The sequence below is a fragment of the Cedecea lapagei genome (genome assembly GCF_900635955.1).
GTDB lineage: Bacteria > Pseudomonadota > Gammaproteobacteria > Enterobacterales > Enterobacteriaceae > Cedecea > Cedecea lapagei.
In genome coordinates, this window is record NZ_LR134201.1 from 13,614 (window position 1) to 39,070 (window position 25,457).

At 52.6% G+C, this 25,457-nt stretch carries 25 protein-coding genes, 1 tRNA gene and 1 pseudogene; 11 read left to right on the forward strand and 16 right to left on the reverse strand.

Annotated features, from left to right (window positions below):
- Positions 1–10 precede the first annotated feature (10 nt).
- The 7 genes from EL098_RS00070 (at position 11) to EL098_RS00100 (ending at position 5,767) form a co-directional block, all read left to right on the forward strand.
- Positions 11–1,669: a putative transporter gene (locus EL098_RS00070; protein WP_126354133.1), complete on the forward strand. Its 1,659-nt coding sequence runs from the start codon at positions 11–13 to the stop codon at positions 1,667–1,669.
- A gap of 200 nt (positions 1,670–1,869) precedes the next feature.
- Positions 1,870–2,145, forward strand: coding sequence for a hypothetical protein (locus EL098_RS00075; protein ID WP_126354134.1), 276 nt, complete (start codon positions 1,870–1,872; stop codon positions 2,143–2,145).
- Positions 2,132–2,359: a hypothetical protein gene (locus EL098_RS23330; RefSeq protein WP_232012274.1), complete on the forward strand. Its 228-nt coding sequence runs from the start codon at positions 2,132–2,134 to the stop codon at positions 2,357–2,359. The genes EL098_RS00075 and EL098_RS23330 overlap by 14 nt, the downstream gene beginning before the upstream one ends.
- Positions 2,360–2,380: 21 nt before the next feature.
- Positions 2,381–3,376 (forward strand): cellulase family glycosylhydrolase, encoded by a 996-nt coding sequence (locus tag EL098_RS00085; RefSeq protein ID WP_232012276.1) that lies wholly within the window; start codon positions 2,381–2,383, stop codon positions 3,374–3,376.
- A 113-nt stretch (positions 3,377–3,489) separates the two neighbouring features.
- Positions 3,490–4,254 (forward strand): basic amino acid ABC transporter substrate-binding protein, encoded by a 765-nt coding sequence (locus EL098_RS00090; protein WP_164716914.1) that lies wholly within the window; start codon positions 3,490–3,492, stop codon positions 4,252–4,254.
- Positions 4,255–4,293: 39 nt separating this feature from the next.
- The gene (locus EL098_RS00095) at positions 4,294–5,058 is read left to right on the forward strand and encodes an amino acid ABC transporter permease (RefSeq protein ID WP_126354136.1); all 765 of its coding nucleotides are present in this window, start codon (positions 4,294–4,296) and stop codon (positions 5,056–5,058) included.
- Positions 5,045–5,767, forward strand: a complete 723-nt coding sequence (locus EL098_RS00100) for an amino acid ABC transporter ATP-binding protein (protein ID WP_126358322.1) — start codon at positions 5,045–5,047, stop codon at positions 5,765–5,767. Before EL098_RS00095 ends, EL098_RS00100 begins: the two co-directional genes overlap by 14 nt.
- Before the next feature lie 29 nt (positions 5,768–5,796).
- Here the strand turns inward: EL098_RS00100 and EL098_RS00105 are convergent, their stop codons facing one another.
- The 5 genes from EL098_RS00105 to EL098_RS00125 form a co-directional block, all read right to left on the reverse strand.
- Positions 5,797–6,780 carry a nucleoside hydrolase gene (locus EL098_RS00105; protein WP_126354137.1) on the reverse strand — a complete coding sequence of 328 codons (984 nt, stop codon included), beginning with the start codon at positions 6,778–6,780 and terminating at the stop codon, positions 5,797–5,799.
- Positions 6,777–7,814, reverse strand: a complete 1,038-nt coding sequence (locus EL098_RS00110) for a LacI family DNA-binding transcriptional regulator (protein WP_126354138.1) — start codon at positions 7,812–7,814, stop codon at positions 6,777–6,779. Before EL098_RS00110 ends, EL098_RS00105 begins: the two co-directional genes overlap by 4 nt.
- 87 nt (positions 7,815–7,901) lie before the next feature.
- Positions 7,902–9,296 carry an MFS transporter gene (locus EL098_RS00115; protein WP_126354139.1) on the reverse strand — a complete coding sequence of 465 codons (1,395 nt, stop codon included), beginning with the start codon at positions 9,294–9,296 and terminating at the stop codon, positions 7,902–7,904.
- Positions 9,297–9,571: 275 nt separating this feature from the next.
- Positions 9,572–10,756 (reverse strand): multidrug efflux MFS transporter EmrD, encoded by a 1,185-nt coding sequence (emrD, locus tag EL098_RS00120; protein WP_126354140.1) that lies wholly within the window; start codon positions 10,754–10,756, stop codon positions 9,572–9,574.
- A gap of 258 nt (positions 10,757–11,014) precedes the next feature.
- Positions 11,015–11,911: a LysR family transcriptional regulator gene (locus EL098_RS00125; RefSeq protein ID WP_126354141.1), complete on the reverse strand. Its 897-nt coding sequence runs from the start codon at positions 11,909–11,911 to the stop codon at positions 11,015–11,017.
- Between the two features lie 109 nt (positions 11,912–12,020).
- Between EL098_RS00125 and EL098_RS00130 the strand changes: the two genes are divergently transcribed.
- The gene (locus EL098_RS00130) at positions 12,021–12,800 is read left to right on the forward strand and encodes an SDR family oxidoreductase (protein ID WP_126354142.1); all 780 of its coding nucleotides are present in this window, start codon (positions 12,021–12,023) and stop codon (positions 12,798–12,800) included.
- Here EL098_RS00130 and EL098_RS00135 read toward each other — a convergent pair.
- Positions 12,797–13,075: a hypothetical protein gene (locus EL098_RS00135; RefSeq protein WP_126354143.1), complete on the reverse strand. Its 279-nt coding sequence runs from the start codon at positions 13,073–13,075 to the stop codon at positions 12,797–12,799. The genes EL098_RS00130 and EL098_RS00135 overlap by 4 nt on opposite strands.
- A 265-nt stretch (positions 13,076–13,340) precedes the next feature.
- On the opposite strand from EL098_RS00135, the gene EL098_RS00140 reads away from it, so the two are divergent.
- Complete coding sequence (locus EL098_RS00140; protein ID WP_126354144.1) at positions 13,341–13,952, forward strand: hypothetical protein; 612 nt, start codon at positions 13,341–13,343, stop codon at positions 13,950–13,952.
- 128 nt (positions 13,953–14,080) lie between these two features.
- Here the strand turns inward: EL098_RS00140 and EL098_RS00145 are convergent, their stop codons facing one another.
- From EL098_RS00145 to EL098_RS00155, 3 genes are all read right to left on the reverse strand, one after another.
- A complete protein-coding gene (locus tag EL098_RS00145; RefSeq protein WP_126354145.1) occupies positions 14,081–14,986 on the reverse strand; it encodes a type 1 glutamine amidotransferase domain-containing protein in 906 nt (301 codons plus the stop codon).
- A 125-nt stretch (positions 14,987–15,111) separates the two neighbouring features.
- Positions 15,112–16,059 carry a GlxA family transcriptional regulator gene (locus tag EL098_RS00150; protein WP_126354146.1) on the reverse strand — a complete coding sequence of 316 codons (948 nt, stop codon included), beginning with the start codon at positions 16,057–16,059 and terminating at the stop codon, positions 15,112–15,114.
- 229 nt (positions 16,060–16,288) lie between these two features.
- Positions 16,289–16,819: a hypothetical protein gene (locus tag EL098_RS00155; RefSeq protein ID WP_126354147.1), complete on the reverse strand. Its 531-nt coding sequence runs from the start codon at positions 16,817–16,819 to the stop codon at positions 16,289–16,291.
- Positions 16,820–16,951: 132 nt separating this feature from the next.
- Between EL098_RS00155 and EL098_RS00160 the strand changes: the two genes are divergently transcribed.
- Positions 16,952–17,149: a toxin-antitoxin system HicB family antitoxin gene (locus EL098_RS00160; protein ID WP_126354148.1), complete on the forward strand. Its 198-nt coding sequence runs from the start codon at positions 16,952–16,954 to the stop codon at positions 17,147–17,149.
- Between the two features lie 77 nt (positions 17,150–17,226).
- On the opposite strand, the gene EL098_RS00165 is transcribed toward EL098_RS00160, so the two are convergent.
- The 4 genes from EL098_RS00165 to EL098_RS23130 form a co-directional block, all read right to left on the reverse strand.
- Positions 17,227–19,215 carry a DUF3732 domain-containing protein gene (locus EL098_RS00165; protein ID WP_126354149.1) on the reverse strand — a complete coding sequence of 663 codons (1,989 nt, stop codon included), beginning with the start codon at positions 19,213–19,215 and terminating at the stop codon, positions 17,227–17,229.
- On the reverse strand, positions 19,212–19,670 hold the full coding sequence (locus EL098_RS00170) for a three component ABC system middle component (protein ID WP_126354150.1): 459 nt from the start codon (positions 19,668–19,670) through the stop codon (positions 19,212–19,214). Before EL098_RS00170 ends, EL098_RS00165 begins: the two co-directional genes overlap by 4 nt.
- The gene (locus EL098_RS00175) at positions 19,667–20,794 is read right to left on the reverse strand and encodes a hypothetical protein (protein WP_126354151.1); all 1,128 of its coding nucleotides are present in this window, start codon (positions 20,792–20,794) and stop codon (positions 19,667–19,669) included. Before EL098_RS00175 ends, EL098_RS00170 begins: the two co-directional genes overlap by 4 nt.
- A gap of 294 nt (positions 20,795–21,088) precedes the next feature.
- A tRNA-Sec gene (locus EL098_RS23130) sits at positions 21,089–21,183 on the reverse strand.
- 549 nt (positions 21,184–21,732) lie between these two features.
- Between EL098_RS23130 and EL098_RS00185 the strand changes: the two genes are divergently transcribed.
- A complete protein-coding gene (locus EL098_RS00185; protein ID WP_269462193.1) occupies positions 21,733–21,954 on the forward strand; it encodes a YgdI/YgdR family lipoprotein in 222 nt (73 codons plus the stop codon).
- Between the two features lie 54 nt (positions 21,955–22,008).
- Here EL098_RS00185 and EL098_RS00190 read toward each other — a convergent pair whose 3' ends face one another.
- The 3 genes and pseudogenes from EL098_RS00190 to deoC all read right to left on the reverse strand — a co-directional run bounded on the left by EL098_RS00190 (position 22,009) and on the right by deoC (position 25,151).
- The gene (locus EL098_RS00190; RefSeq protein ID WP_126354152.1) at positions 22,009–22,770 is read right to left on the reverse strand and encodes a DeoR/GlpR family DNA-binding transcription regulator; all 762 of its coding nucleotides are present in this window, start codon (positions 22,768–22,770) and stop codon (positions 22,009–22,011) included.
- Positions 22,771–22,844: 74 nt separating this feature from the next.
- Positions 22,845–24,356 carry a xylulokinase gene (locus EL098_RS00195; protein ID WP_126354153.1) on the reverse strand — a complete coding sequence of 504 codons (1,512 nt, stop codon included), beginning with the start codon at positions 24,354–24,356 and terminating at the stop codon, positions 22,845–22,847.
- 47 nt (positions 24,357–24,403) lie between these two features.
- Positions 24,404–25,151: pseudogene (deoC, locus tag EL098_RS00200) on the reverse strand (deoxyribose-phosphate aldolase).
- Positions 25,152–25,457: the final 306 nt, after the last annotated feature.

Genomic DNA, 25,457 nt, shown 5'->3' on the forward strand with positions numbered 1-25,457 from the left:
GGATGATTTTATGAGTGGAATAGCGTTAACCGTCAGCATGCTGGCGCTGGTCGCCGTGGTGGGATTATGGATCGGCAACATCAGGATCCGCGGCGTGGGGCTCGGTATCGGAGGCGTGCTGTTTGGCGGCATTATTGTCGGCCACTTTGTTAATCAGGCAGGGATTAGCCTGAATAGCGACATGCTGCACTTTATCCAGGAGTTTGGGCTGATCCTGTTTGTCTATACCATCGGTATTCAGGTTGGGCCCGGCTTCTTCTCTTCGCTTCGCGTTTCCGGCCTGCGGCTAAATCTTTTCGCTATTCTGATTGTGCTGCTTGGCGCGCTGGTGACCGCCGTGGTCTATAAGCTGTTTGATGTTTCGCTGCCGGTGGTGCTGGGGATCTTCTCCGGCGCCGTCACCAACACTCCCGCGCTGGGGGCGGGGCAGCAGATCCTTACCGATCTCGGCACGCCCGTGCAATTGGTTGACCAAATGGGGATGAGCTACGCGATGGCGTACCCGTTCGGGATTTGCGGCATCCTGCTGACGATGTGGCTGCTGCGTGTGGCGTTTCGCGTCAGCGTCGATAAAGAAGCGCAGCAGTTTGAGGCCAGCAACGGGCAAAACCACGCTCAGCTGCAGACCATCAATATCTGCGTCGCCAACCCAAACCTGAACGGCCTGGCGATTCAGGATATCCCTATTCTTAACAGCGACGAGATTATCTGCTCCCGCCTTAAACGCGGCGAACTGCTGATGGTGCCTTCCCCGGGCACTCTCGTCCAGACCGGCGACCTGCTGCACCTGGTGGGGGTAGAGAAGGATCTGCATAAAGCGTTGCTGGTGATCGGCAACCAGGTGGATACCTCACTTTCTACGCGAGGGACGGATCTGCGAGTTGAACGCGTGGTGGTGACCAACGAGAAGGTTTTAGGCAAAAAGATCCGCGATCTGCATTTAAAACAGAAATACGACGTGGTGATTTCGCGCCTTAATCGCGCCGGGGTCGAGTTGGTGGCCAGCAGCAGTGCCAGCCTGCAGTTTGGCGATATCCTCAACCTGGTGGGGCGCCCTCAATCGATAGACGCGGTGGCGGCAGAAGTGGGTAACGCGCAGCACAAGCTGCAGCAGGTACAAATGCTGCCAGTGTTTATCGGCATCGGCCTGGGCGTACTGCTGGGCTCTGTTCCGCTGTTTATCCCCGGTTTTCCGGCCGCGCTGCGCCTTGGGCTTGCCGGTGGGCCGCTGATTATGGCGCTGATCCTCGGGCGCATCGGCAGTATCGGCAAGCTGTACTGGTTTATGCCGCCGAGCGCGAACCTTGCGCTGCGCGAGCTGGGCATCGTGCTGTTTCTGGCGGTGGTTGGGCTCAAATCCGGCGGGGATTTTATCGACACGCTGCTGGTGGGCGACGGCGTCAGCTGGATTGGCTACGGCATCCTGATGACGGCGATTCCGTTGATTACCGTTGGGCTGCTTGCCCGCCTGCTGGCGAAAATGAACTACCTGACGCTGTGCGGCATGCTGGCGGGCTCGATGACCGATCCGCCCGCGCTGGCCTTTGCCAACGGGCTGCATGCGACCAGCGGCGCTGCCGCGCTTTCTTACGCCACGGTTTACCCGCTGGTGATGTTCCTGCGCATTATTACTCCCCAGCTGCTGGCTCTGCTGTTCTGGGGGCTATAGCTCACCGGGCGGCAGCCTGGAATGCTCCCTGCGCAGCTGGTCATCCACCTGATATTCGCTGTAGGCGAGTGAGGTGATCCGCAAGATGGGCGATGATTCCCAGATTACCCTCTCCAGTCTGGGCGTTTTTTATACAGGCCTGTAAAGTGGTATGGGTTATTAAGGTTAGATGAGTTAGCAAGGTTATTATGGAGGGCGCGATGATATCCAGGCAAACCGGGCGTATTGAAAAGAAAAAAGACCGGGTGCTGTTTGACAGCGAAAGCGTGAAACTCACGCTCGCAAAAGGCGTTCGCGAGCAAAATAGTAAACGCGAAGAGGGGCTAACCCTGCAGCTTGCGCTGCGCGGCTGCGTTCCCGGGCTGGAAGGGCTGCACACCCAACTCACTCACCTGCTAATGGTGTCCACTTATCCGGCGAACGTGCTTCAGGCAGCTGAATATGAGGTCAGGAGGCTGCAGGATGGCGCCGAGTGACGGAGCCAAAACGAGAGCCGCTTTTGGTGAGCCTGTTGCGCTGATTCCTGGACTCCCTGAGCCGGGCGAGGCGATCCCGGTTTTTAAAGAAACTTTACCGGCGGGAAAGATCCTTTATCGCTGCCATGCTATGACCTGGCCCGGAAACAGTTTTAACCCTGGGAGCGCGATACACTATCAAAACTCCACCATTAATTTTTTATTGCAATCCTGACTCACCGTAAACGGTAAAAGCATGCTAAATATTAGTTTTCCTTCGCTAAGTAGCGTGCCGCCGATGTTAAAGCCGACTCTTATCCTGGTTGCCCTCTCTTTCTGTGCCAGTTCGTTTGCTGCGCAACAGGAAGCTCTGCCGCCCAGCTGGACCAGCCAGCTTGGGGTGGGAATGAACGTTGACTGGGCGGTGACGGAGCGAGGTATTCGCGAGTTCGATCCTCTCGCGGTTCGTGATTTTCAGCAGCGCGGCTTTGGTCACGTTCGTATTCGCGTCGCGGGGCCGATAACGCACCAGAAGCTGGTGCATCTGCGGCGCATTGTGGATGCGTGTGAGCAGTACCATATTGTCCCGGTGATCAGCTACCGGGCGGCAGAGCTAAAAGCGAAGCCAACCCCGGATAACGCAGAGGATATCGTTGAGTGGTGGACGACCGTCGCGCGCTTCTTCGCTAAAAACGATGACTCGCTGGTGTTCGATATTATCGGGCAGCCAGAGGAAAAGCTCAGCGCCAGCCCTCAGCTGCTTAACCAGGTCTACGACAAAGCCGTCAAGGCGATTCATAAAATCAGCCCGCAGCGCCACATTTTTGTCGCGCCCCGCTACCGTGGGTCGCCTGAAGCGCTCTCAACCCTCAAAATTCCCGAATCCCGTCACGGGCTGGTGATGGCGGACTGGCACCTTATGCCGGGCGGGCCAAAAACCTGGAACGGCAAAAGCCAGTGGACAACCGGCACGGATGCGGAAAAAGCGGCGATTCATGCGCGCATTGAAACGGCCATTCGCTGGCAGCAGAAAACCGGGCATCTTTCCTGGGTTGGCAGCTGGTCTCCGGGCAGCAAACTGCCGGTCGCTCAGCAGGTGGCGATGGCGACCTTTGTCGCCTGCGAATTGCAAAAGGCGCAGATTCCGTATGCGATCAACGGTGATGAAAAATTCTACGACGGGGAAGAGGGCGCCTGGCGAGCAGACATGGCTCCGGTGCTGGACGCCATTCTCAAGCCTCAGTGCCAGTAATTGTCGCTCAGCGTGAATTATCTGTTGCTGCCTTTCGGCTAATTATGTATTTTTATGCATATTAACTGCATAAAAACATAATATATCCAGGGGCTTCTATGTTAACTAAAGCGATGAAATCAGTAGTGGCTGGCGGGTGTTTGCTCGCGGCATTGTTCAGCTCGGCACAGGCGCTGGCGCAGACCTATGTCGTGGGTTCCGGCGGCACCTACCGTCCGTTTGAATACGAAAACAGCCAGAAGCAGCTGGAAGGTTTTGATATCGATATCATCAAAGCTATCGCCAAAGCCGAAGGGTTTGATATCAAGCTGGTTAACACGCCGTGGGAAGGCATTTTTGCCACGCTGAACTCCGGCGACCGCGACATCATCATTTCCGGCATCACCATCACCGACAAGCGTAAAGCGATGGTCGATTTCTCCTCGCCTTATTTCCCGGCCGAGCAGTCCATCGTGGTGCCAACCGACTCTAAAGTGGACTCCGTAACCTCCCTGAAAGGCAAAAAAGTGGGCGTGGTTAACTCCAGCACCGGCGACATCGTGGTGTCCGACGTTCTGGGTAAAAACAGCACCGATATCAAGCGTTTTGATAACACGCCGCTGATGCTGCAGGAACTGACCGAAGACGGCATCGACGCTGCGGTTGGCGATGTGGGCGTGGTGAAGTACTACATCAAATCTCACCCGGAAAAACCGCTGAAACTGGTGCCGGACAGCAAGTTTGAGCGTCAGTACTTCGGCATTGCGGTGGCCAAAGGCAACACCGAGCTGAAAGGTAAGATCGACGCCGGGCTGAAGAAAATCATCGCCGACGGCACCTACGCTAAAATTTACGCCACCTGGTTCGACAACAACGTTCCAACCCTCCCGGCAGAGTAATTTTCAATCGGGGCCGCTCCGGCCCCAACAAGGACAGGTATGACCGGATTTCGCTGGGAGATAATCTCAGAATACGCGCCGTTGTTTATGCAGGGCGCGCTGATGACCATCAAGTGCACCATTATCTGCGTGATTTTAGGCACTACGTGGGGGCTGCTGCTGGGGCTTGGCCGTATGGCTCACGCCGATGACGGCCCGTGGAAACATGTGCTGCGCTACGCGGTTCAGTGGCCGGTGCGTGTTTATGTCAGCGCGTTTCGCGGCACGCCTTTGTTCGTGCAGATCATGGTGGTTCACTTTGCGCTGGTGCCGCTGTTTATTAACCCGCGCGACGGGATCATGATCACCAGCGGGATGATGTCCGTGGACTTTGCCCGCGAACTGCGTTCTGAGTACGGCGCCTTCCTCTCCTGCGTGGTGGCGATTACCCTGAACGCCGGGGCTTATGTGTCCGAGATTTTCCGCGCCGGTATTCAGTCCATCGATAAAGGGCAGATGGAAGCTTCACGCGCCCTCGGCATGGGCTGGGGCAAAACGATGCGCAAAGTTATCCTGCCGCAGGCTTTTCGTCGCATCCTGCCGCCGCTGGGCAACAACGCGATCGCTATTGTGAAAGACTCGTCGCTGGCTTCCGCCATCGGCCTTGCAGACCTGGCCTACGCGGCGCGTACCGTTTCCGGCGCTTACGCGACCTACTGGGAACCGTACCTGACCATCTCCGTAGTGTACTGGGTGCTGACGTTCCTGCTTTCGCTGCTGGTGCAACATATGGAAAAGAGGTTTGGCAAAAGTGATTCACGTTAAGGACTTACAGAAACAGTTTGGCAAAACTCACGTGCTGCGCGGCATTTCCTGCGATATCGCGCCGCAGGAAGTGGTTTGCGTGATTGGCCCTTCCGGCTCCGGCAAAAGCACCTTTCTGCGCTGCCTGAACGCGCTGGAAAAACCGGACGGCGGCGAAGTCATTGTGAACGGTTTTGCGGTACACGACCCAAAAACCAACCTCAACACGCTGCGTGAAGGCGTGGGCATGGTGTTCCAGCGCTTTAACCTGTTCCCGCACATGACGGTGCTGGAAAACCTGATTATGGCGCCGATGTCGCTGAAGGGACTGTCAAAAGCGGAAGCGGTGAACCGCGCCGAGAAGCTGCTGCAAAAGGTGGGGCTGCTGGATAAAATCGACGCCTGGCCTTCAAGCCTCTCCGGCGGCCAGCAGCAGCGCGTGGCGATTGCCCGTGCGCTGGCGATGGAGCCGTCCATTATTCTGTTCGATGAGCCGACCTCGGCGCTGGATCCAGAACTTGTTGGTGAAGTGCTGGCGGTGATGAAACAGCTGGCGCAGGAAGGGATGACGATGATCATCGTGACCCATGAAATGGGCTTTGCCCGCGAAGTGGCGGACCGGGTTATCTTTATCGACCAGGGCGTGATCCAGGAACAGGGCGTACCTGCGCAGCTCTTTAGCGCGCCGCAAAACCCGAGAACTCAGGCTTTCCTCAGCAAGGTTCTGTAAAACAGGGCGCTTATGCGCCCTGTATCCACTTATGAAAACCGGCGAATATGCCCGTCGATAAGCGCCAGCAGTCGCTGATTATCGACGGTTTGCAGCAGCGTGACCGGCTTGCCTTGCGGAGCCTCAACGTTCACCGCCAGCCTCAAATGCTCCGGGCCATAGCGCAGCGTTCTGCCACGGCTCAGCCCGCTCAGGGAAACATCCACATAATCACGCGTCCAGCTCACCAGCTCCGGCTCGAGAAGCCAGGCGACGGTCAGCACATCGTGGATCCAGCAGCCTGGTAGCTGGCGGGTCTGGATGGAGAAATCCATCCACGGGCGAATAGTTTCGACCAGAAAACGGCTCAGGTGATTATTGCAGGTGGCCAGCGCATCCAAATCCTGATGGGTCATCATGGTTTGCGTGGTGACGTCCATCGGCACCAGCACGATATTCGCGCCGCTGGTCAGCACGGCATGTGCGGCCTCCGGATCGACGCCGAAATTGGTGTCCTTCAGGTAGCCGTCAACGTTAAAGACGCCGCCCATAATCACGATCTCTTTCACCGCGTTTGCCATCTGCGGGTACAGCTGCAAAGCCAGCGCCACGTTGGTCAGCGGGCCAATGGCAATCAGCGAGATTTCACCAGGGTTTGCGCAGATGAGCTCGCCCATCTTATGTACCGCCATAGGCGCCACTTCGGCCAGCATTTGCGGGGCGTGAACATCCTTCCAGAGATGGCGCAGGCCGACTTTATCGACCTTATGATCCAGGTGTTCACGCCACGGCGCTGAGGGCTCAATCAGCGCCCGTGAGGCACCCCGGGCGACCTCAACAGACATGCCGAGGCGAGCGACTAAATCAGACGCAACGGCATAGCCCACGTCGCTTGGCGTATTGCCCGACACGGTGGTGATAAGCTCCAGAGAAATCTCCGGTGCAGCCAATGCCAGCGCAAGCGCCAGGCCATCGTCTACGTTAGCCCCGGCAACGCCGTTACCCGGATCGCAATCGATAATTAAACGCTTCATGTTACCTGTGACTTCCTGCTTGTGGTGAGGGAGCGGCAGCCGCAGGACTCGCCAATCTCCAGCTCAAAATCGAATTCATACTTCTGCGGCTGCCCGTCCCACCTTTTCAGCATCTCGATGGCCTTTTTTGCCATCGGTATGACGGGCTGCCGCACGGTGGTTAAAGAAGGGACGTTAAAGGCCGACTCCAGGGTGCCGTTAAAACAGACCAGCGCCAGGTCCTGCGGTGCCGAAAGCCCCTGTTCTGACAGGGCTCTCAGGCAGCCAAAGGCCTGTTGTTCATTGGTGGCAAAAAGCGCGCGAGGCAGCTTGCCCGCCAGCATACGCCGGGTCGCGTCGTAGCCGCCCTGGCGGGTGTAATCCGTTGGGAAAATCCATTCCGGGTGTACTTCCAGCCCGGACTCTTCCAGCGCCTGCTTCCAGCCGCTGATACGATCCTGGGTGTTCAGCATCTCCTGCGGCCCGCAAATAATGGCGAAATCGCGATAGCCATGCTCAATCAGATGACGTGTCGCGCGGCGTGCGGCGTGCTGCTCATTAACCTGAATCGAGCAGACGTTCAGCTCCGGCTCGACCCTGTCCAGCATGACGCACGGCGTGCCGCTGGCCTGAATAAGATCGATGTAGGGATGCCTGTCGACGCTGGTATAAATCAGCCCGTCAACCTGGCGAAGGAGCAGGTTGTTGATAAGCTCCAGCTCGCGGGCGCGGTCATCACCGGAATCGCCCAGCAGCAGGACCCGGCCATCGGCAAAGGCCTCCTGCTGGAGAGCGTGAGCCATGGACGAGATAAACGGGTTGGCGATATTGGGAACGACTAAACCGTAGGTACGCGTGGTGCCGCTGGCTAAAGCCCTGGCGATGCCGTTAGGCCGGTAACCTGTTTTCTTAATGGCGGCGAGCACGCGCTCGCGAGTGGCCTGGGCTACCGGACGGGGGCCGTTATTAATCACGTAACTGACGACCGCAACGGAAGTTCCTGCTTCTTTGGCGACTTCAGCGCGGGTAACGCGGTGCACATGAGGCTTAGTCACTGAATACCTGCTTTATTTGGCGGGCGATAAACGGAGCAACAGCATAAAGCTTTGCTCCGTAAAAATCGCCGTCAACTCTGTGACAAATCAAATAGCGTCTTCTGGCAGATTCAGATCGCGGCCTCGGGTCTCCGGGGCAACGAAGGTGGTCACCAGGCCAATCCCCGCCATCACCGCGAAGTAGAGAGCGATGGGCCACCAGTGACCGGTCCAGGACAACAGCGCAGCAGCAACCAGCGGCGCCGTTCCGCCGGAAAGAATCGACCCCAGCTCCTTCGCAAACGCCATTTTGGTGTAGCGGTTAGTGACGCCGAACAGCTCTACGCCCCAGGCCGCCTGCACGCCGAAAATGCCCAGCGAAGCCAGCCCCATGCCGACGACAATGGTTGGAATCACGATCGCGGGCTCACGGGAGTCCAGCAGCATAAAGGCCGGGAAAGCGTAGATAATCAGCAGCAGGCAAAACCAGCGGTAAACGATACGGCGGCCAAAGCGGTCGGAGAGCCAGCCGGCAAAAGGAATAATCGCAAAGCCCAGCACCGAGGCGATAAGCACGGCCAGCGTCGGTACGGATTTATCCACCGCCAGCACTTTAGCAACGTAGCCGATGATAAAGCCCTGGGCGAGATAAGAAGGCCCGTTTTCGCCAATGCGAAGCCCGACCATGGTCCAGAAAGCGCGCGTGCGTCGCCAGAAGCTGCGCGGGTCTTTCTGCTGTTGAGCTAGCCCCTTTTGCAGGCTCTGTTTACGCTCGGCTTCCAGCAGCGCTTTTTGGCGCTCAAAGACCGGCGTTTCGCGCAGATGCTGACGGATGATCAGGGCAACAACGGCAATCAACATGCTGCACAGGAAGGGAATACGCCAGCCCCAGGAGAGCAGCGTTTCTTTATCCATCTGCAACACCAGCAGCCAGGTCAGGGAAGCCAGCAGCGTCCCGCTGTTTGAGCCCAGCCCGATAATGGAAGAGACCAGACCACGGCGTTTTACCGGCGCGTATTCGCCCAGCATGACGGTGCCGCCGGAGAGCTCTGCGCCTGCGCCTAACCCTTGAGCAAACCGCAGGATCACAAGGCAGGTCGGCGCCCAGACGCCGATTTGCGCGTAGCTCGGGATAAGGCCAATTAAGGTGGTGGAGCAGCCCATCAGCGCAATGGTAATGATCATCACCATCTTTCTGCCGTAGCGGTCGCCCAGCCAGCCAAAAAGCAGAGCGCCTATCGGCCGGGCAACAAACCCGACGGAGTAAGCGGCAAAGCTTGAGAGCAGCGCCATCACCGGCGTGGCATCCGGGAAGAAGACGTCGCCGAAGATTATCCCGGCCGCCAGGCCGTAAAGCGCGAAGTCGGCATATTCCATGGTGGTGCCAAGCCAGCAGGAGAAGGTGGCGCGAATAAAATCACGTTTGCCTTCTGGCGTTGCCAGCCGTTCCTCGGCAGCGTGCTGCGCGTCAGCCGGAAGAGGAGAGATTGTGCTTGTCGTCATTAGGGTTCTCACAGAGAGGGTGCAGTGTGTCTGTTGGCGATAATGCCATTTTTTAATCATTTCACTCAGTGTATCTACGCGCGTAGATTGATCAAATCATTAAGCTGAAAATGAGAGTAAAGTAACTAAATGACAGAAATATGACGGGGAAGATGACCCTCACCCCTGCCCTCTCCCAGAGGGAAAGGGGGAAAACAGCATTAATACTAAAGGTGCGGGATTTCTCCCTCGCCCCGGTGGCCCAGAGCAGGTGCGTGGCGAAGAGGCGAAATAACCTATACCGTCTCGCCATGATGCTGGGATCGCTGCGCCAGCGGCAGCCAGCAGCAGAGGATCAGCACGCCCATCGCCGTCATCAGCAGCCCGATGCTGTATTGCCCGGTTTGCGGCATCAGGGCGGAGAACCAGGCCATCACGCCGGAACCGATATTTTGCAGGCCGCCAACCAGCGCCCCTGCGGTACCGGCGAGGAACGGGAACGGCTCCATCGCGCCGCTGGTCGCCAGCGGGAACAGCATCCCTGCGCCAAAGAAAAAGAGTGCCGCAGGGACCAGTAATGTCCAGATATTCATGATGCCGAACCAGCCAGGGATCCACATCAGAATACCGGCGAACAGGCAGCTCAGTACCGCCTGCCACATCAGGCTGGAGAAACGCACGTTCTGGCGACCTGCATACCAGGAGCCAAAAAATGCCGCCGGAATCGGCAGAATAAACAGGATGCTGACCACCACGCCGTTCAGGCCGAGCACGCCGCCCATCAGCACGCCGGAGCAGGCTTCAAACACCGCCACGCCCGCCAGCCCGCCAACCAGCATCAGCAGATAGCAGTTAAAGGAGATACTGCCGAGCAGCATTTTGTAGCTGCGCATCAGGCGCGGCGGCGTAGCATTGGCCGGACGGGTTTCCGGCAGCCAGCGCCACATGGAGAATGCCACAATCGCGCACAGCAGCAGCAGGAAGCCGTAGCAGGCGCGCCAGCCCCAGACGCTGTCCAGCATCCCGCCGATAACCGGCGCCAGCAGCGGGCTCACCAGAATGCCCATGTTCAGCAGGCTGTTGGCCTGACGCAAATCACCGCCTTCGTAGAGGTCGCGAGGCATGGTTCTCGCCATCACACCGGCAACCCCGGTACCCATGCCCTGCAGGGCGCTCGCCAGCACAAGGATATGCAAATTCGTGGTAAACAGAGCGCCGAGCGTGGCCAGCATGAAAATCACCATGCCAGTGAGGATCACCGGGCGGCGGCCAATGCGGTCGGAAATTGGGCCATAAAACAGCTGGGATACGCCGTAGGTAAACAAATAGGCCGCCATCACGCGCTGGATAGCACCGCTGCGCACGCCCATCTCATGAGCCATATCGGGAATCGAAGGAATATAAATCGTCTGTGTCATCTGCCCGACAGCAACCAGCAAAATCAACATCATCAGCAGGTGGATATTGGCTAACTTTCTCATGGCGTCCGATCGTTTACCTGAAAAAAGAGAGAGGGGCTTCGCAGCGTATTTTGCTGTGTATGTTTTGAAAGCGAGAGGAATCTATCACAACCTACGCAATAAGCCAGATGATGAGACTGTTTTCAGCACAGATTGGCGAGTGGCTTTGTAAAGCGAAGGCGGCAATTTTTATTGCCACCCGCCGCCCTTTTTTGCCCCGCAACGGTGCAATCTTCGTTAACCTTCAGGGGAAAGGTTACGAAACGGGCAGGCGGCCCATCACTGCTGGCTTCTTTCCCGCGCCAGCGCCAGAAAGGCGGCAAGTCCGGCGGACGGGTGCCGCCTGCCGGAATAGTAAAGGCAAAGTCCCGGGAAGGGCGGTGTCCACTCCTCCAGCAGGCGAATCAGCTTGCCCGAGCGGATCTCCTCGGCGACGTTTTGCTCCATGAAGAAGCCAATCCCGATTCCTTCCAGCGCCGCATCCCGCGCCAGTGCGGCTTCATCCAGCGTAAGTGGCCCTCGCACATCGAGCTGCACCACTTCGCCCTGCTTCTCCAGATGCCAGCGATAAAGCGAGCCGTCGGGCAGCCTGACGCGAAGGCAGGCGTGAGCCAGCAGATCGCCGGGCGTTAGCGGGACGCCATGTTTCGCCAGATAATCCGGAGAAGCGGCAACGGCAAAACGCTGCGGTTGGCCAAGCGGGAGCGCAATCATATCGGCAGGCACCAGGCCTGCGACGCGGGCGCCGAGATCGAACCCTTCCGCAACGACATCGACCAGCTTTCCCTCGGTTACGATGTCGACCTGCATTTCCGGGTAGAGGCGCAGAAACTCAAAAATCAGGGATGACAGCAGCTGGCGGGCGGCAAAGGGCGGGGCGTTAATGCGCAGGATCCCGGACGGGGTATCGCGGTGCGCCCGAACGCTCTCAAGGGCATCACTAAGTCCCTGAAAAGACGGGCTCACTCGCTCGATAAACAGCCTCCCGGCCTCCGTCAGCGACACGCTGCGGGTGGTACGGTTGAACAGGCGCACGCCAAGCTCGGCTTCAAATTTTGCCAGCGTATGGCTGAGCGCCGTAGTAGAAACGCCAAGGTCGATCGCCGCCGCGCGGAAAGAACCCCGGCGGTCAATGGCCTGCACGGCTTCGATATCGCTGAGCGCTATGCGCGACATTGTCCCGTTTCCTTCATCATTTCATCCTGTTTTGTCCCAATTGTTTAAATTATACCGCTTTCTTAAAGTAGCGCTACGGCAGGTAAATCGACTTTCTGGAGAACTTAAGATGACTGACTTTTTGACGCTGAAAGGCAAGAGAGCGCTGGTGACGTCCGGCACCAAAGGCGCAGGCGCGGCGACCGTGGCGCTGTTCCGTGAGCTGGGCGCTCAGGTGATGACCGTGGCCCGCCATCAACCTGAAGGGATTAACGACGAGGCGTTTGTCGCGGCGGATCTCTGCACGCTGGAAGGTTGTGAAAAACTGGTTAATGCGGTGCAGGAACGGCTTGGTGGCGTGGATATTATCGTGCATATGCTCGGTGGCTCCTCGGCGCCGGCCGGAGGCTATGCGGCGCTTGAGGAAGAGCACTGGCAACAGGAGCTTGCGCTAAACCTGCTGCCGGCGGTGCGTCTCGATCGTGCTTTGCTGCCGGGTATGACGGCTCGCGGTAACGGCGTGATTATCCACGTTTCCTCTATCCAGCGTATTTTGCCGCTGCCGGAGGCGACCACCGCTTATGCTGCCGCTAAAGCGGCGCTTTCTGCCTACAGCAAAAGCCTGTCAAAAGAGGTTGCGCCGAAGGGCGTTCGCGTTCTGCGCGTCGCGCCGGGCTGGATTGAAACTGAGGCTTCCGTGCGTTTTGCCGAGCGCCTGGCCTCAGAGGCCGGTACCGATTATGAAGGCGGCAAAAAAATCATCATGGATTCACTGGGCGGGATCCCGCTTGGACGCCCGGCAAAACCGGAAGAGGTGGCAAACCTGATAGCCTTCCTCGCTTCAGAGCGAGCTGCCGCAATTACCGGCACGGAGTACATTATTGACGGCGGAACGGTGCCGACCGTCTAGAAATGCACCGGCTGGCCGAGGCCATCACCGCTGTCCGTGCTGTTATCTCTGCGCCCTCTGGCTTCCAGCTGGTCGGCGCGGATCCTGTCGCGGATATCCTGCCGCTGTTCCGGGGTGAGGTAGCGGCTGTTGTAGTAAGGGTCGGGCCACGGCGAGCGCATAAAGCTGTCGTCCAGACGCTGCCTGTCCTGGCGGTCAACGCCTGAGTTGTCCAGCGACGAGCAGGCGGCGAGCAGCAGCGGCGCCAGCAGAACAAGTGCATATTTAGTAGCCATTTTTCTTCCTGAATCGGCAAGCAATGAAGGTGAGGCAGTATCGCGCATCGCTATATTGATGTGTTTTATCTGTCGCCAATATTGAGCAGCTTATCACGAAATAGTGAGCCGCTCAGAATGCCGTCAACGCCCTGGCTTTTAGCTAAAGAGCACGTTTCTGGCAGTTCAGGAAACGTTTGAACACACTCTTTAACCTCCGGGATTGATTTGGCGGTTACTCTTGATCCAGAGCCTCTCTTAACCTGACCTGAACCCTGGAGCAAGCATGATCAAGCCTCGTTTGTTTTTCCCGGCCTTAAGCCTTCTGCTGCTGAGCGTTGGCGCCGCGGCGGCAGACAATGTCATTACCCCGGTGCGCGGCACTATTGATGCGGTGAATGATTCTTCGCTGCAAATCACCACCCGGCAAGGGGAAAAGCTCTCCGTTGGCCTGACGGATAAAACCCGAATCAACGGCGTGAGCGAAGCGAAGATGAGCGACATCAAGCCCGACAGCTTTATCGGCACCGCCGCCGTGCCGCAGGCGAACGGCACGCTGAAGGCGCTGGAGGTCCACGTTTTTGCGCCGAGCCTGCGCGGTTCCGGGGAAGGGTTCAATCCGTTTGAGTCCGCCAACGGGCAGGTTAACACCATGACCAACGGCACGGTCGGTACCCTGGTGAACAGTCACGGGCGTACGATGACGGTGAAATTCCACGGCCAGCAGAAAACCGTGCAGGTACCGGACGACGTGCCTGTGGTGCTGATCAGCCCCGCCGACAAATCCGTGCTGAAGCCTGGCGCGAAAGTGGTGCTGTTTGCCACCAAAGACGATAAAGGCCAGGCCGTCGCGCGCGGGATCTCCGCCGGGGTTAACGGGCTGACGCCGCCGATGTAACGGCTTCGGCATATCCCACTTCTGCGGAGACTTGCCGGGAACGGCATCTGTTCTGGGCTGTAGGGGGGCGCGAGTGAACGTTAAGGGCATCCCATTAAGTGGGGCGGGAGCTTTCCCGCCCTTTCCCTTTACGCTTTTTGCGCCGTCGTTTTGTTCAGCCTGGAGACAAAAGCCTCAGCAAAGGCATCTGATGAGAAGGGCTGTTGGCCGCTGATAAGCTCGCGGTCCTCCACGATGTTCACCGCCCACAGGGCCTTGCGATCGACCTGCGCGCCAGCCTGAGCCAGCCCATCAGCCACATAATACGGAACATAGCCGCCTAGCTGGCTTTTGGCCCCCTCGGTGGCGCTCTCTTCAGAGCGTGAAAAGACCGTCAGGTGATAACCCTGATAAGGCCACGCTTTGGCAAGGGCGTTGGCCTCTTCAAGCTTGTTCTCCTTCATGGCTTTTGTGAACGCCACTGGGTCGGGCAGAGTTGATAGCAACGCTGCCGGGCCATGGCAAATGATCCCGGTAGGTTTACCAGCCTTGTGAAAGGCGATGAGTATTTTGCCAAGATCCTTATCTGTAGCCAGGTCCTGCACCGGCGACCAACCGCCCGGGATCATGACGCCCACATACTCACCCGTACCGCCTTTGAGAATGTTTTTGAAGGTTTGGGGATGTTTAAGTGCGGACACGTTATCCAGGTATTTCACCGCCGCGCTTCGTTTCTCGTCGCTGCCACCATAGAACATTTTATTATTCGATGCGGCATCAAAGGTCACCGCATTTCCCTGGGGATTCGCAAATACCGGGGTATAGCCCGCATCAATCAGTTTATGCAGCGGCGCTTCGAGTTCATCAATGTAGTACCCCACCGGGTAAGTTTTTCCGTCGCGCAGCGTCAGATTTTGAGCGCTCGACAGCACCACCAGGACTTTGCCGCGTTCTGCTGCATGCGCGGCACCTATTGATGCCAGCGATGCCAGAAGAACGGTTGACGCAATAGCCTTGCGGCTCATATGAATTTTTGCTGATTTCAGGTTTGTCATAGCTTTTCTCCGCCGAGCCTCAAAAGGAAATAGCGTGCAGCCCGGTGCGGGCTGCCTCGTGCAGGAGAGAAGATAAAGCCAACGGAGAATGGCTGAAATGACGTATAAACTACGTTTTCAGGACATTATCTCACCGGGAGCTGGCGGGCATTGCGGCGGATGGTTTGAGGGGGTAAACCGAAGTGTCTTAAAAAAGCTTCACGCATGCGGCGACGGTCCACAAAGCCCGTCTGACTGGCAATTTGTTCGATAGTGTGCCGGCCTTGCTCCATCATAAATCGTGCTGCTTCGAGCCTCAGATTTTCCACCGCCTGGGCGGGCGACTGCCCGGTTTCCGCTTTAAAAGCCCGGCTAAACTGTCGTGGGCTGAGATGCGCGATATCGGCAAGTTCTTCGACGCTGAGGGTGGAAGCCAGGTTTTGCCGTGCATAGGTCAGCACGGTCTGAATGCGGTCAGACTTGGACTCCAGCTCAAGCAGGGTGGAGTGCTGGGACTGCCCGCCTGCACGTCGATGGTAAACCACCAGAGCCTGAGCGACGCGGTGTGCCGGCTCTTCCCCCAGGTCACGTTCCACCATGGCTAAACCCAGATCGATACCTGCAGTCATCCCGGCGGAGGTCCAGATATTGCCATTGATGGTGTAAATGCGGTCTTCATCAACCTCGATTTTGGGAAAATCAGCCTGAAGCTGGCGCGAATAAAGCCAGTGCGTCGTCGCGCGTTTATGTTCCAACAGGCCGGCCTGAGCGAGGGCAAAAGCCCCTGAACAGATGGAGGCGACACGGCGGGAAACCCGGGCATTGGCCTGAATAAAATCGAGCACCGTTTGCGGCGTGCCGTTCAGCACTCGATCGCCGCCAGCGACAATAAGCGTGTCCAGATGGCGGCTATCAAAAGCCTCCGACAGCACCGAGAAGCCGGCCGAAGAGACGATTACGCCCCCTTTCTCTGAAAGCACGTGGGTCTGGTAGAACGGCTCGCCATTCACCTTGTTGGCAACTTCAAACACCGACAGGGAGGCAAGCGCCATTGACTGGAAATGGTCCGTAATAACAAAGCCGATGGTATGCATGGTGTTCCAGACGAAGCGAAAATTTCTTGCACTATAGGGCGGATTTTAACTTTCGACAATGGAGGTGCCGTTGCGGCGGTGATGCCGGATTTGGTTTGATTTTATATCTTAAACAGGGGTAGCAACGATGCGTCTGACGTTGTTTCCAAAAGGCGATATTCGTCCCTGGCCGATGAATCTGAACCGTATTTTCCCCCTCTCCCTTCTAGGGAGAGGGCAGGGTGAGGGTCTAGTGAAGATTATTTCTGGTAGGGCTATCGATCATTGCCAGACCTGAATCTGTTCGCACAAAGCGGGGCGCTTTTAAATCCTCTGCCAGCGCATTAACCATCTCGAATAACAGACCGGTAATTGTTTGCTGTTGTTCTGCGGATTCATGCTGATTCAGCAGCACGAGCGTCAGGGCGCTGCAATATTCCCGCATCAGGTCTGACTCTGCGGTAAGGCAACGAGCATGATCCTCGCTATCACTCTTTTCTGCGGTTAGGTATTCAATCAGATGTTCCGGCAGCGGTTTATCCAGAACGACTTTCAACACTTCCAGCCCGGCATAGAGGCGGCCACACAGCGCCATGCGTTCTGCAATATCGTTATTTTCAATCAGGGCGTCGGTGTATCGCTCGCAAATATCCAGCACTTGAAAGAGATCGTTCGAGGTACCGAGCGGCGTTTTTAAGAGCCTCGAGATCTCAGATTGGGTAACTGGTTGAAAGCCCAGGTTTTGGGGATTAGTGGGTGTGGTACTATCGTGGTTAGCCATGGCGTTAACTCCTTTAACGTGGTGGTTAGCCCTCGTCTGGTACTGCGAATACCTTTCGGGGGCGCTTCTTTGTTTTAACACTCTATGATAGGGTGTCACCTGACAACTCAACAATAAAACTGAGGTATGGACATGTCAACAGTGAAAAGGGATGTAAGACCGCCAAAGTCAGGCAAATCTCCAGCATTTCAGATGCGCATCACACCAGAACTGAAAGCTCAATTTGAAGTTGCAGCGAAAGACGCTGGCATGAGCCTTGGGAATTGGTTGAAGGAGTTAGGGCGGAAGGAATTGGAGCGGTTGGGAAACTGTGAGTATTTATCATCATGATTCATCTAATTAACATCTAAAGTAATTATTTCTTACAGCAACAAGATATTATATCTAGTTGCCATAAGAATAATTCATCAGCCTACTTTAATAAAACCTCTTTTTCTCCATCTCGCAACAACATAATCTTCAAATATTAAATTGGATTCGAAATCTATATTGTCGACATGATCTGATATTATAATTTGTGGTTTATAGCCTGTTTTAACTTTTGTCTCTTCGCAAAAATTAATAAGCTCTTTAAAGAATGTCTTTACCGCATCCATATCGTGGTTTAAATGTTTGTCTTTTCTAAAAGATAATTTTTCAGGATGGAAAGTATCTTTTGAGTCATCAATACTAGGAAAATAAACTTGGCTTGGTTGGTCTAAGAATAATATAGGTGGAATTTTACACGTATCTATTAATTCACAAAAAAGCCTTTGCAGACCTACAAATAATGAAAGGTGACAGTATAACCAATTAGCACCGCTTCCCATAGATCTTAAATATACTCTTTTCTCATCATTTTTTTCATGCCACAGATCAAATGAATTAAATGAAAATCTGAGATTGATTGGTTTATAATGAGGTTCAAAATCCAAATTCTTACCAAACTCGTTCATGAAATTGCATAAAATATTTTCGGCTTCATGCATTTTATGATCAACATTAAAACTTTTTAAACGGTTGTTAATTTTTACGAGTTTTTTTTCTAATATCCCTTTCTCTTCTTGTAATAAGTTTTTTTCATTTTTAATTAGTTTTTCAATATATAATATAATTCTGAATTTTGATTCATTTACTAAACCAATAAGACTTTGATTACCAATTCGTAATAATTTTGTTTCAGAGTTGATATTGTTAATTTCAGCATCAAAAGATTTTAAATCAACATTAATTTTTGCTATTTTGACCGCTAAGTTTCGATCATATTCGTCGAATGACTCTCGGGTATATGGTGTACTTGAGAGTTCGGAGTTGAGCCATTCTACTGCTTTATGAAATTGATTGACATGATCAGCTATTTTTTGATGTTGTTGATTGCAAAACGGGCAATGCGATATTTGAACTTCGATTTTTTCAGGTGTATTTATCCTTTCAATTTTTTCTGAATAATCGTCAATATTTAATATGCCACTTTGGATTAAAACTCTTTCCCTTTCTAACTCTCTTTTTTGTATATAAAGATCGGAACGTTTTTTTTCTAATTCATTTAATGTTTCATATAAGCTAGTCTTTTCGGCATTTATTAAAATATCTCTACGGCGTATTTCATTAAGATAAATTTCTGGTGATTTTATAATTTCTTCTGCAGTAATATTTATTAATTTATTTCCAGACAGAGTTGAATAGGTACCTAACAAGTAATTAAGTTCGGATTTTTTCCGCTCATTATCTTCGTTCTTTTTGGGCAAAATTATATTTATTTTTTTTAATTTTGCTTCTATTTCATATTGTTCTTGTTTTAAAATAAAGAATTCTTGCTTTGCAAAACCTAAAAATATAGGAAGATGTTCAATTGCTTGATCTCTTTTTTCTTTCTCATCGAAACGGTAAAATAGAGCGTGCTTATTTGCAATTAAGTTTTGATGTTGTAATATAAAAGACATAAAGCTTCTTACAGAAGGTGTGGCTTTTTTTCTATTTTGATAATAATTTAACGGTTCTTCATCAACGGATGTTAATGTCACATTAAAGTACCGCCCTAACTCTTTTTTAAAATCTTTAAGAGGTAGCATGGTGTGCTTTTCAAAATAACTAGTATTAGTAATTAGATTGCCAGCACTATCATAAATTATGTTTGACTCAATTATGTACGCATAGTTAGAATCATATTTTCTACCTAAGATAAGATATGTTCCAACAATTCTAAGAATTGTGAAATAAATATCTGAATTCTCGGTGATAACCCCTTCAGGCAAACTATCATCAGTTGAACCAAAGCAATAATCGAATATTTCTAATATTGCACTTTTCCCTGTTGAAGATTTTCCTGTTATAATATTTACACCTTGATTAAATTTTACAGAATGAGAGTTGCCTTTTTTATCACATACTCCAATGTGTTTGATAAAGCATTTCATATATTTTTAATTCCAAGTTGTTTATACACGGTCAAAATATCTGTATTGCATAATATTTTCACCATACTTAATATTTCTTTATTTTGTTTTTTTTTATTAAAAAAGTCTATCTTATGTTGTGTAAGAACGACTGAAAGATGCTCATTAATGATAATGTCTTCGTTATCAATTGACATTTGTAAACATTGATTGGTTAAATCTTTCATGCTATTAACTTTACTTTGTAACCCAACTAATCTTTTTTTATTATTGGTATAAGTTAACAAGGAACTCGTACTTTTGGCATTCCGCAAGAAAGAAATCGCATCTGGCGTGAAATGCAATGGTAGAATTAAATATGCCAACAATATGTTTTTATTAGTCTTTGGGGCGATTGAATAAAATTCAATTATATGTTCTTTAAGAGTAATGGGGCTGAAATATAACGTTGATAAATGTGTAATAGCAGTGCTCATAATAGATCCCAGGATAATGTTTGCTCATCATCGTCCATATTTATATGAATAATACCGTTTTTAAACTCTCTTGGGGTATCATTAAATCCATCAATTATGATACTTTCCTCGTTGCTTATTTCATCATAAAAATCTTGGCACTCTGAATAATTATGATCAGAGGTAATTTTTCTTTTGGATTTTCTATGAGAAGTTATAAATTTTTCAACAATACTGCTTTCATATCTATCAAATCGCTCCCTGAGCAGACCATGTTGAAAATCATCAATGATGGTATTGCATGCGCTAATATAATCTCTCTTAGCAATAGGCACTATTTCACTATATTTTATTTTTAGTATTTTCTTTATGTATAATTTCTCATCGTGTTCTTCGGAGTAAATTCCTTCACGATTTTTATAATGCTTTTTAGGAAAGATATGAGTATCTCGACAAAATTCTGAAATAAGAAGTTGTCGTTGTTTTTCAATTTCATCATATGTTAAGGTCCAGTTATTCCCTGAACCATTAAGTACTCTGGGGGAGAGAATGAAACCAATGAGGTTTTGTATATATAATTCTTTTTTTGCGGTTAAAACACCATTTGTGCATTTAGTCACTAAATTTGAATATTGTTCTTCAATAACTGGCGATGAGTCTAATATGGAAAACTTATCTAATATTTCTAATAATTTTTTCTCATGGGTTATTACTGCCTCCATGAAATTTAAGGAACTAGGCCATTTTGATTTCTCAATAGCAATATACTTTTTAGAATTTTGTAAGTAAATGTTTTTTAATGTTTCATGTTTTTCTTTTGAGCTTTTTTCATTCCAGCCAAATAGTGATGAATTTTTTTTTATTTCTTGCGTGGTTAAAAGAATTAGATTTTTATAATAAGTATGTGTGAAGCTTTCTGCTAACCAGTTTTTCAAGGTTTTCCATAAATTTTCATGACTGTCCGTGAGGTTTTCTTTATATTTTTTTATTTCTATTTGTTTGTTTTTAGAAACAGTGATATCGCCAAATTTTTCAAAATAAATACTTTGCCCTTCATTTAATTCATGACAGTATTGCACGGAAAAATATAATTGATAAATTATTCCCTTCATGGATTCTATTGCATCGTTATTAATTTTTGTCATGTTCGTTAACCTTGATAACTTCATCCATGTGGTTAATTTAATTCGTTGATATGAAAATAATGAGAACCATAAATGAATTTACCACAAGCTTAATGACATGACAAATAGGGATATGAATATAAGATTAGTCTTTAATTATTATGTACAAAATAACAGTTGTATATAAATACAGTAGGCGCTGAAAATTTTATACTAAGTCTATTAAAAAAATCATAATTGAAAAATTAGTAATTGCTGATTTTTTGTATTATTTGATTATAAATCAAAAGATTATGGTAAGAGGTTGTAAGAAATTGGCGGAAAGTCACAGGAGTCGAACCTGCCCGGCGCCGCTGGCGGCACCAACTGGAGTTGAAGTCCAGCCGCCTCACCGGAGACGACGACCTTCCGCGCCTTCATTGCTACATGGAGGCGGGGCGCATTATACCGGGTTTCATGCTGCTGCCCAATGGGTCAGTAAGAATATATCCTGCGCCTAAAGTGAAATTCTTTACTAAATCAGTCTAACGGCTCATAAGCTGCTCGTCCTGGCGGGGTTTGCCGGGGTTCATTCTGTGCAATCTGCATCAGAAACCCGTCTGGCAAACGCGGATGCGGGCAACGTCGATTCAGCCAAAAAAGAACCACGCCGTTTTTATCGGCCCATTTTCCACTTCGAAAACTGCCATGCTTTTAATGGCGGATAACGGGTTCTGTGACTGACATAAAGAATATCCTGATAAGAGAAAGTGGCGGGCTGCCGAAGTGTTGTTGTGTGCCGGGACAGAGTCTCTTGCCGGATGGCAAATGTCTGATGAAAGAAGAGGGCAGGTTGTGCGGTGGCGCGGCCTGCGGTGGAAGCACCTATGTCCCAGTCTCCCTTAGCAATACACATTAACAACCGGTTGCATTTCGTCCAGCTACAATCCGGCGTCTAAAACAATAAAGGGTTGGCTAAAGTGAAAAAACTGTTCGGGATGATGTTGGTGGGTGTGGCTGCGCTGTCAGCGGTGGCCTGCTCCAGCAGCTACGTGATGTCGACTAAAACCGGCGAAATGATCGTGACCAAAGGCAAGCCGGAGCTGGATAAGCAGACTGGGCTGACGCGTTACTACGACGCGCAGGGCGTTGAGCATCAGATCCAAAACGATCAGGTGGTGCAGATGATCAAGCGTGGTTGATCGAGACAGAAAAGCGCCGATCGACTGGCGCTTTAACTTGACGAGCTGCGGTCGCTATTCTTCCAGTGCAATAAGGTGTATTCCGGCGTTGCGCCATGCGTCGGCGTTATCCGGCAGACGGTCAATCACCAGCGTATCAATGCGTGCCGCAGGGGTAAACTGCGCGAGCGAGGTGTTATCCAGCTTGCTGTGGTCACAGACGACAATCACCTGACTGGCGTGCTCTATCATGCCGCGCTTTGTCTCGGCCAGCATCACGTCGGCCACGCAGGCACCCTGTTTTAGCGACAGCGAATTCACCCCCATAAACGCTTTATCCACGTTCAGGGTATCCAGCAGCGAGCGGCCGTTAATCGCCACCACGCAGTGATAGCCTTTCTTCACAATGCCGCCCAGCAGGATGGTCTGGATAGAAGGACTGGCTTCGAGTTCGCGGGCAATTTGGTAGTCGTTGGTCACCACGGTCACGTTCTTGCGGTCGCGGATGTGGTGGGCGATGTGCAGCGTGGTGGTACCGGTATCCAGCACGATGATGTCACCATCTTCTACCAGCTGCGCCGCACGCTGGCCGATGCGCTCTTTTGCGCTTAGGTTCACCACTTCACGGTCGTCCGATGCCTGCTCAAAGCTGGCGCGGGTGCGCAACATGGCGCCGCCGTGGGTGCGGGTCAACATACCCGTTTCTTCCAGCTGGCGGAGGTCGGCCCTGATCGTTGCCCCGGAGACGTTGAAAACCTCGCACATCTCGGACACCGCAACTTTCCGTTTTTCCCTGAGGATACTCAGTAATTTTTCCTGACGTTCTTCTGCAAACATTCGACCTCTCTTGTTCCCGCTCTCTGCGGAGCACCACGCCTTATTTTCCCCAGGCCTGAAGCAGCGGTGAACCGTTAACCGTTGCTCGGCCCTTCGCTGAGCGCATCCAGCCGGTCATACAGCGGCGCAGCCTGTTGGTAAAGTGTATCAAACACCTCAAAGCACGCCGCATAGTAGTCCCGAAGGCTTGAGTCAGGGAGAATTTCCTTTTCAAAATGAACTGCCTGACGCACGCCAGCGGCAAAATCGGCATACAGACCCACGCCGGTGCCCGCGATAATACCGCATCCTGTTATGCCATTCTCTTGGTTGCGTGTACTTAAAATAGGCAGGTTATAGGCCGAGGCTTTAATTTTTAGCCACAGTTCGCTGCGCGCGCCGCCGCCGGAGGCAATCATCCGTTCCGGGTGCTGGCCGCACTGGCGCAACTGCCTGAGATTACGCGTAGAGGCAAAGGCGACCCCTTCCAGCACCGCACGGAAGAGGTGGCCCCGGTGGTGCTTGCGCTGCAGGCCAAAGAATTGCGCCCGTGAATTGGTGTGGTCGGCCAGGCGTTCTCCCGTCAGGTAAGGCAGGAACAGCAGGCCTTCGGCACCGGGCTTGACCGTTGCCGCCTCGGCCAGCAGATCGGCGTGTGAAAGCTGGTTCTGCGCGATCGCCTGTCTGGCCCACCGCACTGCATCACCGCCCGCATCCAGAATGGTAAAACCGCCCCAGGCCGGATTGGCCAGGTGCAGATTATTGATGCGGGTGTGAAGCAGCGGCTGCCTGGCAACGACCGTTAACAATGTTGAGGTGCCGGTGGAATCCGAAGCTGTTCCCGGTTGGTAAACACCGGAGCCCAGCAGCGTGGCGGCCATGTCCGAGGTACCGGCAACGACAGGTATGCCAACGGGTAAGCCGGTTAGCGCCGCCGCCTGAGTGCTAATCTCGCCTATCACGTCGCTGGACAGGTAAAGCGGTGGTAGATGGTCAGCCTTCAGCCCGAAGCTTTCCAGCGCTTGCGAGGACCAACTGAGGGTGGCGCTGTCCATCAGGTAATAACAGGAGGCTTCGCTGTAGTCGGTGGCATAAACGCCGGTTAGCATGAAGTTTATGTAATCTTTCGGCATCAGCACCATGGCCACCCGCCCCCAGCTTTCCGGGCAGTTTTCCCGCCACCAGGCCAGTTTGAAAGCGGGCCAGGCCGCGGTGGGCGGGTTGTTTAGGCGAGTGAGCCATTTCTCTTCCGCTTCACGGGCGATAAAAGCGTCCACCTGCGGCTGGCTGCGCTTGTCGTTCCAGAGCAGGGCTTTATCCGCGACCAGTTCGCCGTCGGCATCCAGTAATACCGTGCCGTGCATCTGGCCGCAGACGCCGATAGCGGCGATGCGTGAACGCTGATCTGCGAAGCGATGCAACACCTCGTGGAGGCATTCACATACTGAACGCCACCACAGCGACGGGGCCTGTTCCGACCAGCCAGCCTGCGGGGTGGTCTGGTCATATTCACGCTGAGCAAAGCCAATCAGCTCGCCGGTCTGAGCCAGCAGAGCGGCCCTGGCGCTTCCTGTGCCGACGTCAATCGTCAGTATTCTGTCTTTCATGTTGGGCTCCGTGAACGGGAGAAGGCGGCCTTCCCGCCCGCGATTTTTTAGTTATCGTTTAATTCCGGGAACAGGCCTGGATCCTGTTCAAGCTGGGCCAGGACTTTGCTGACCGCGCTCTGGCTCATGCCGAAGCGGCGTACGCCCAGGCGATAAAGCGTGCGTACAGTATCCAGGTCGCGTATGCCGCCTGCGCCTTTTATCTCAATGCGGCCTTTGAGCTGGTCCGCAATGATGCTGACTTTTTCAGGCGTTGCGCCGGTGGGGGCCCAGCCAGTGGAGGTTTTCACCCACTTCATGCCGACTTCCACTGCTATGTCACACACTTCGCGGATTTGCTCTTCGTTCAGGTAATGGGTCTCAAGGATCACTTTCGCCGGGATCGGGGCGGCGGCTTCCACCACGCGGCGCAGATCTTCGCGAACATAATCGAAGTCCCCGGACAGCACTTTGCCGATGTTCACCACCATGTCGACTTCCCTCGCGCCGTCGGTAATTAGCTGGCGAACTTCCTGCACTTTGATGTCGGTTGCGTGGCCGCCACCGGGAAAGCCAACGGGGCCGCCAATCATCACTTCGCCGCGTCCTTGTTCTGGCAGCAGGGTGCTAAGAAAACGCGTCCAGCACGGCAAAACATGTACCGAAATAATGTTGTAGCGGCTGGCCAGCTCCGCACAGGCGCAAACGTCTGCTTCTGTGTTGGTTGCCTGCACGGCGCTCAGGTCGATCAGGCGGGCAAAACGGCGGGTTGTCTCATTCATCTCTCAATCCTGTTTTATTTTCAATTGATTTCATGTTTCGCGATTTCATGCGCTTTTTAGATTAAAAAGCGTATTAAGTGAAAATAACGTGATCGATTGAACATTATTTTATTTTCATTTGTTTTTAATTATTGGCGGGCAGCCAGCGCGGAATAAAGTGCGTCGGGCGTAAACAGTCATAAACGGGCAAAAACGGTTAGTTGCGTTGATTTCCGTTTGTTTTTGTTTTTGACCGAATACGCAGTGAAGTGAACTGAGCGCGGGGCCAGTCGGCCTAAAAATGCGAGCCACGGCACGTTTTCATCGAGGCAGTGCGTCGCGATGAGCAGACAGACCCTGG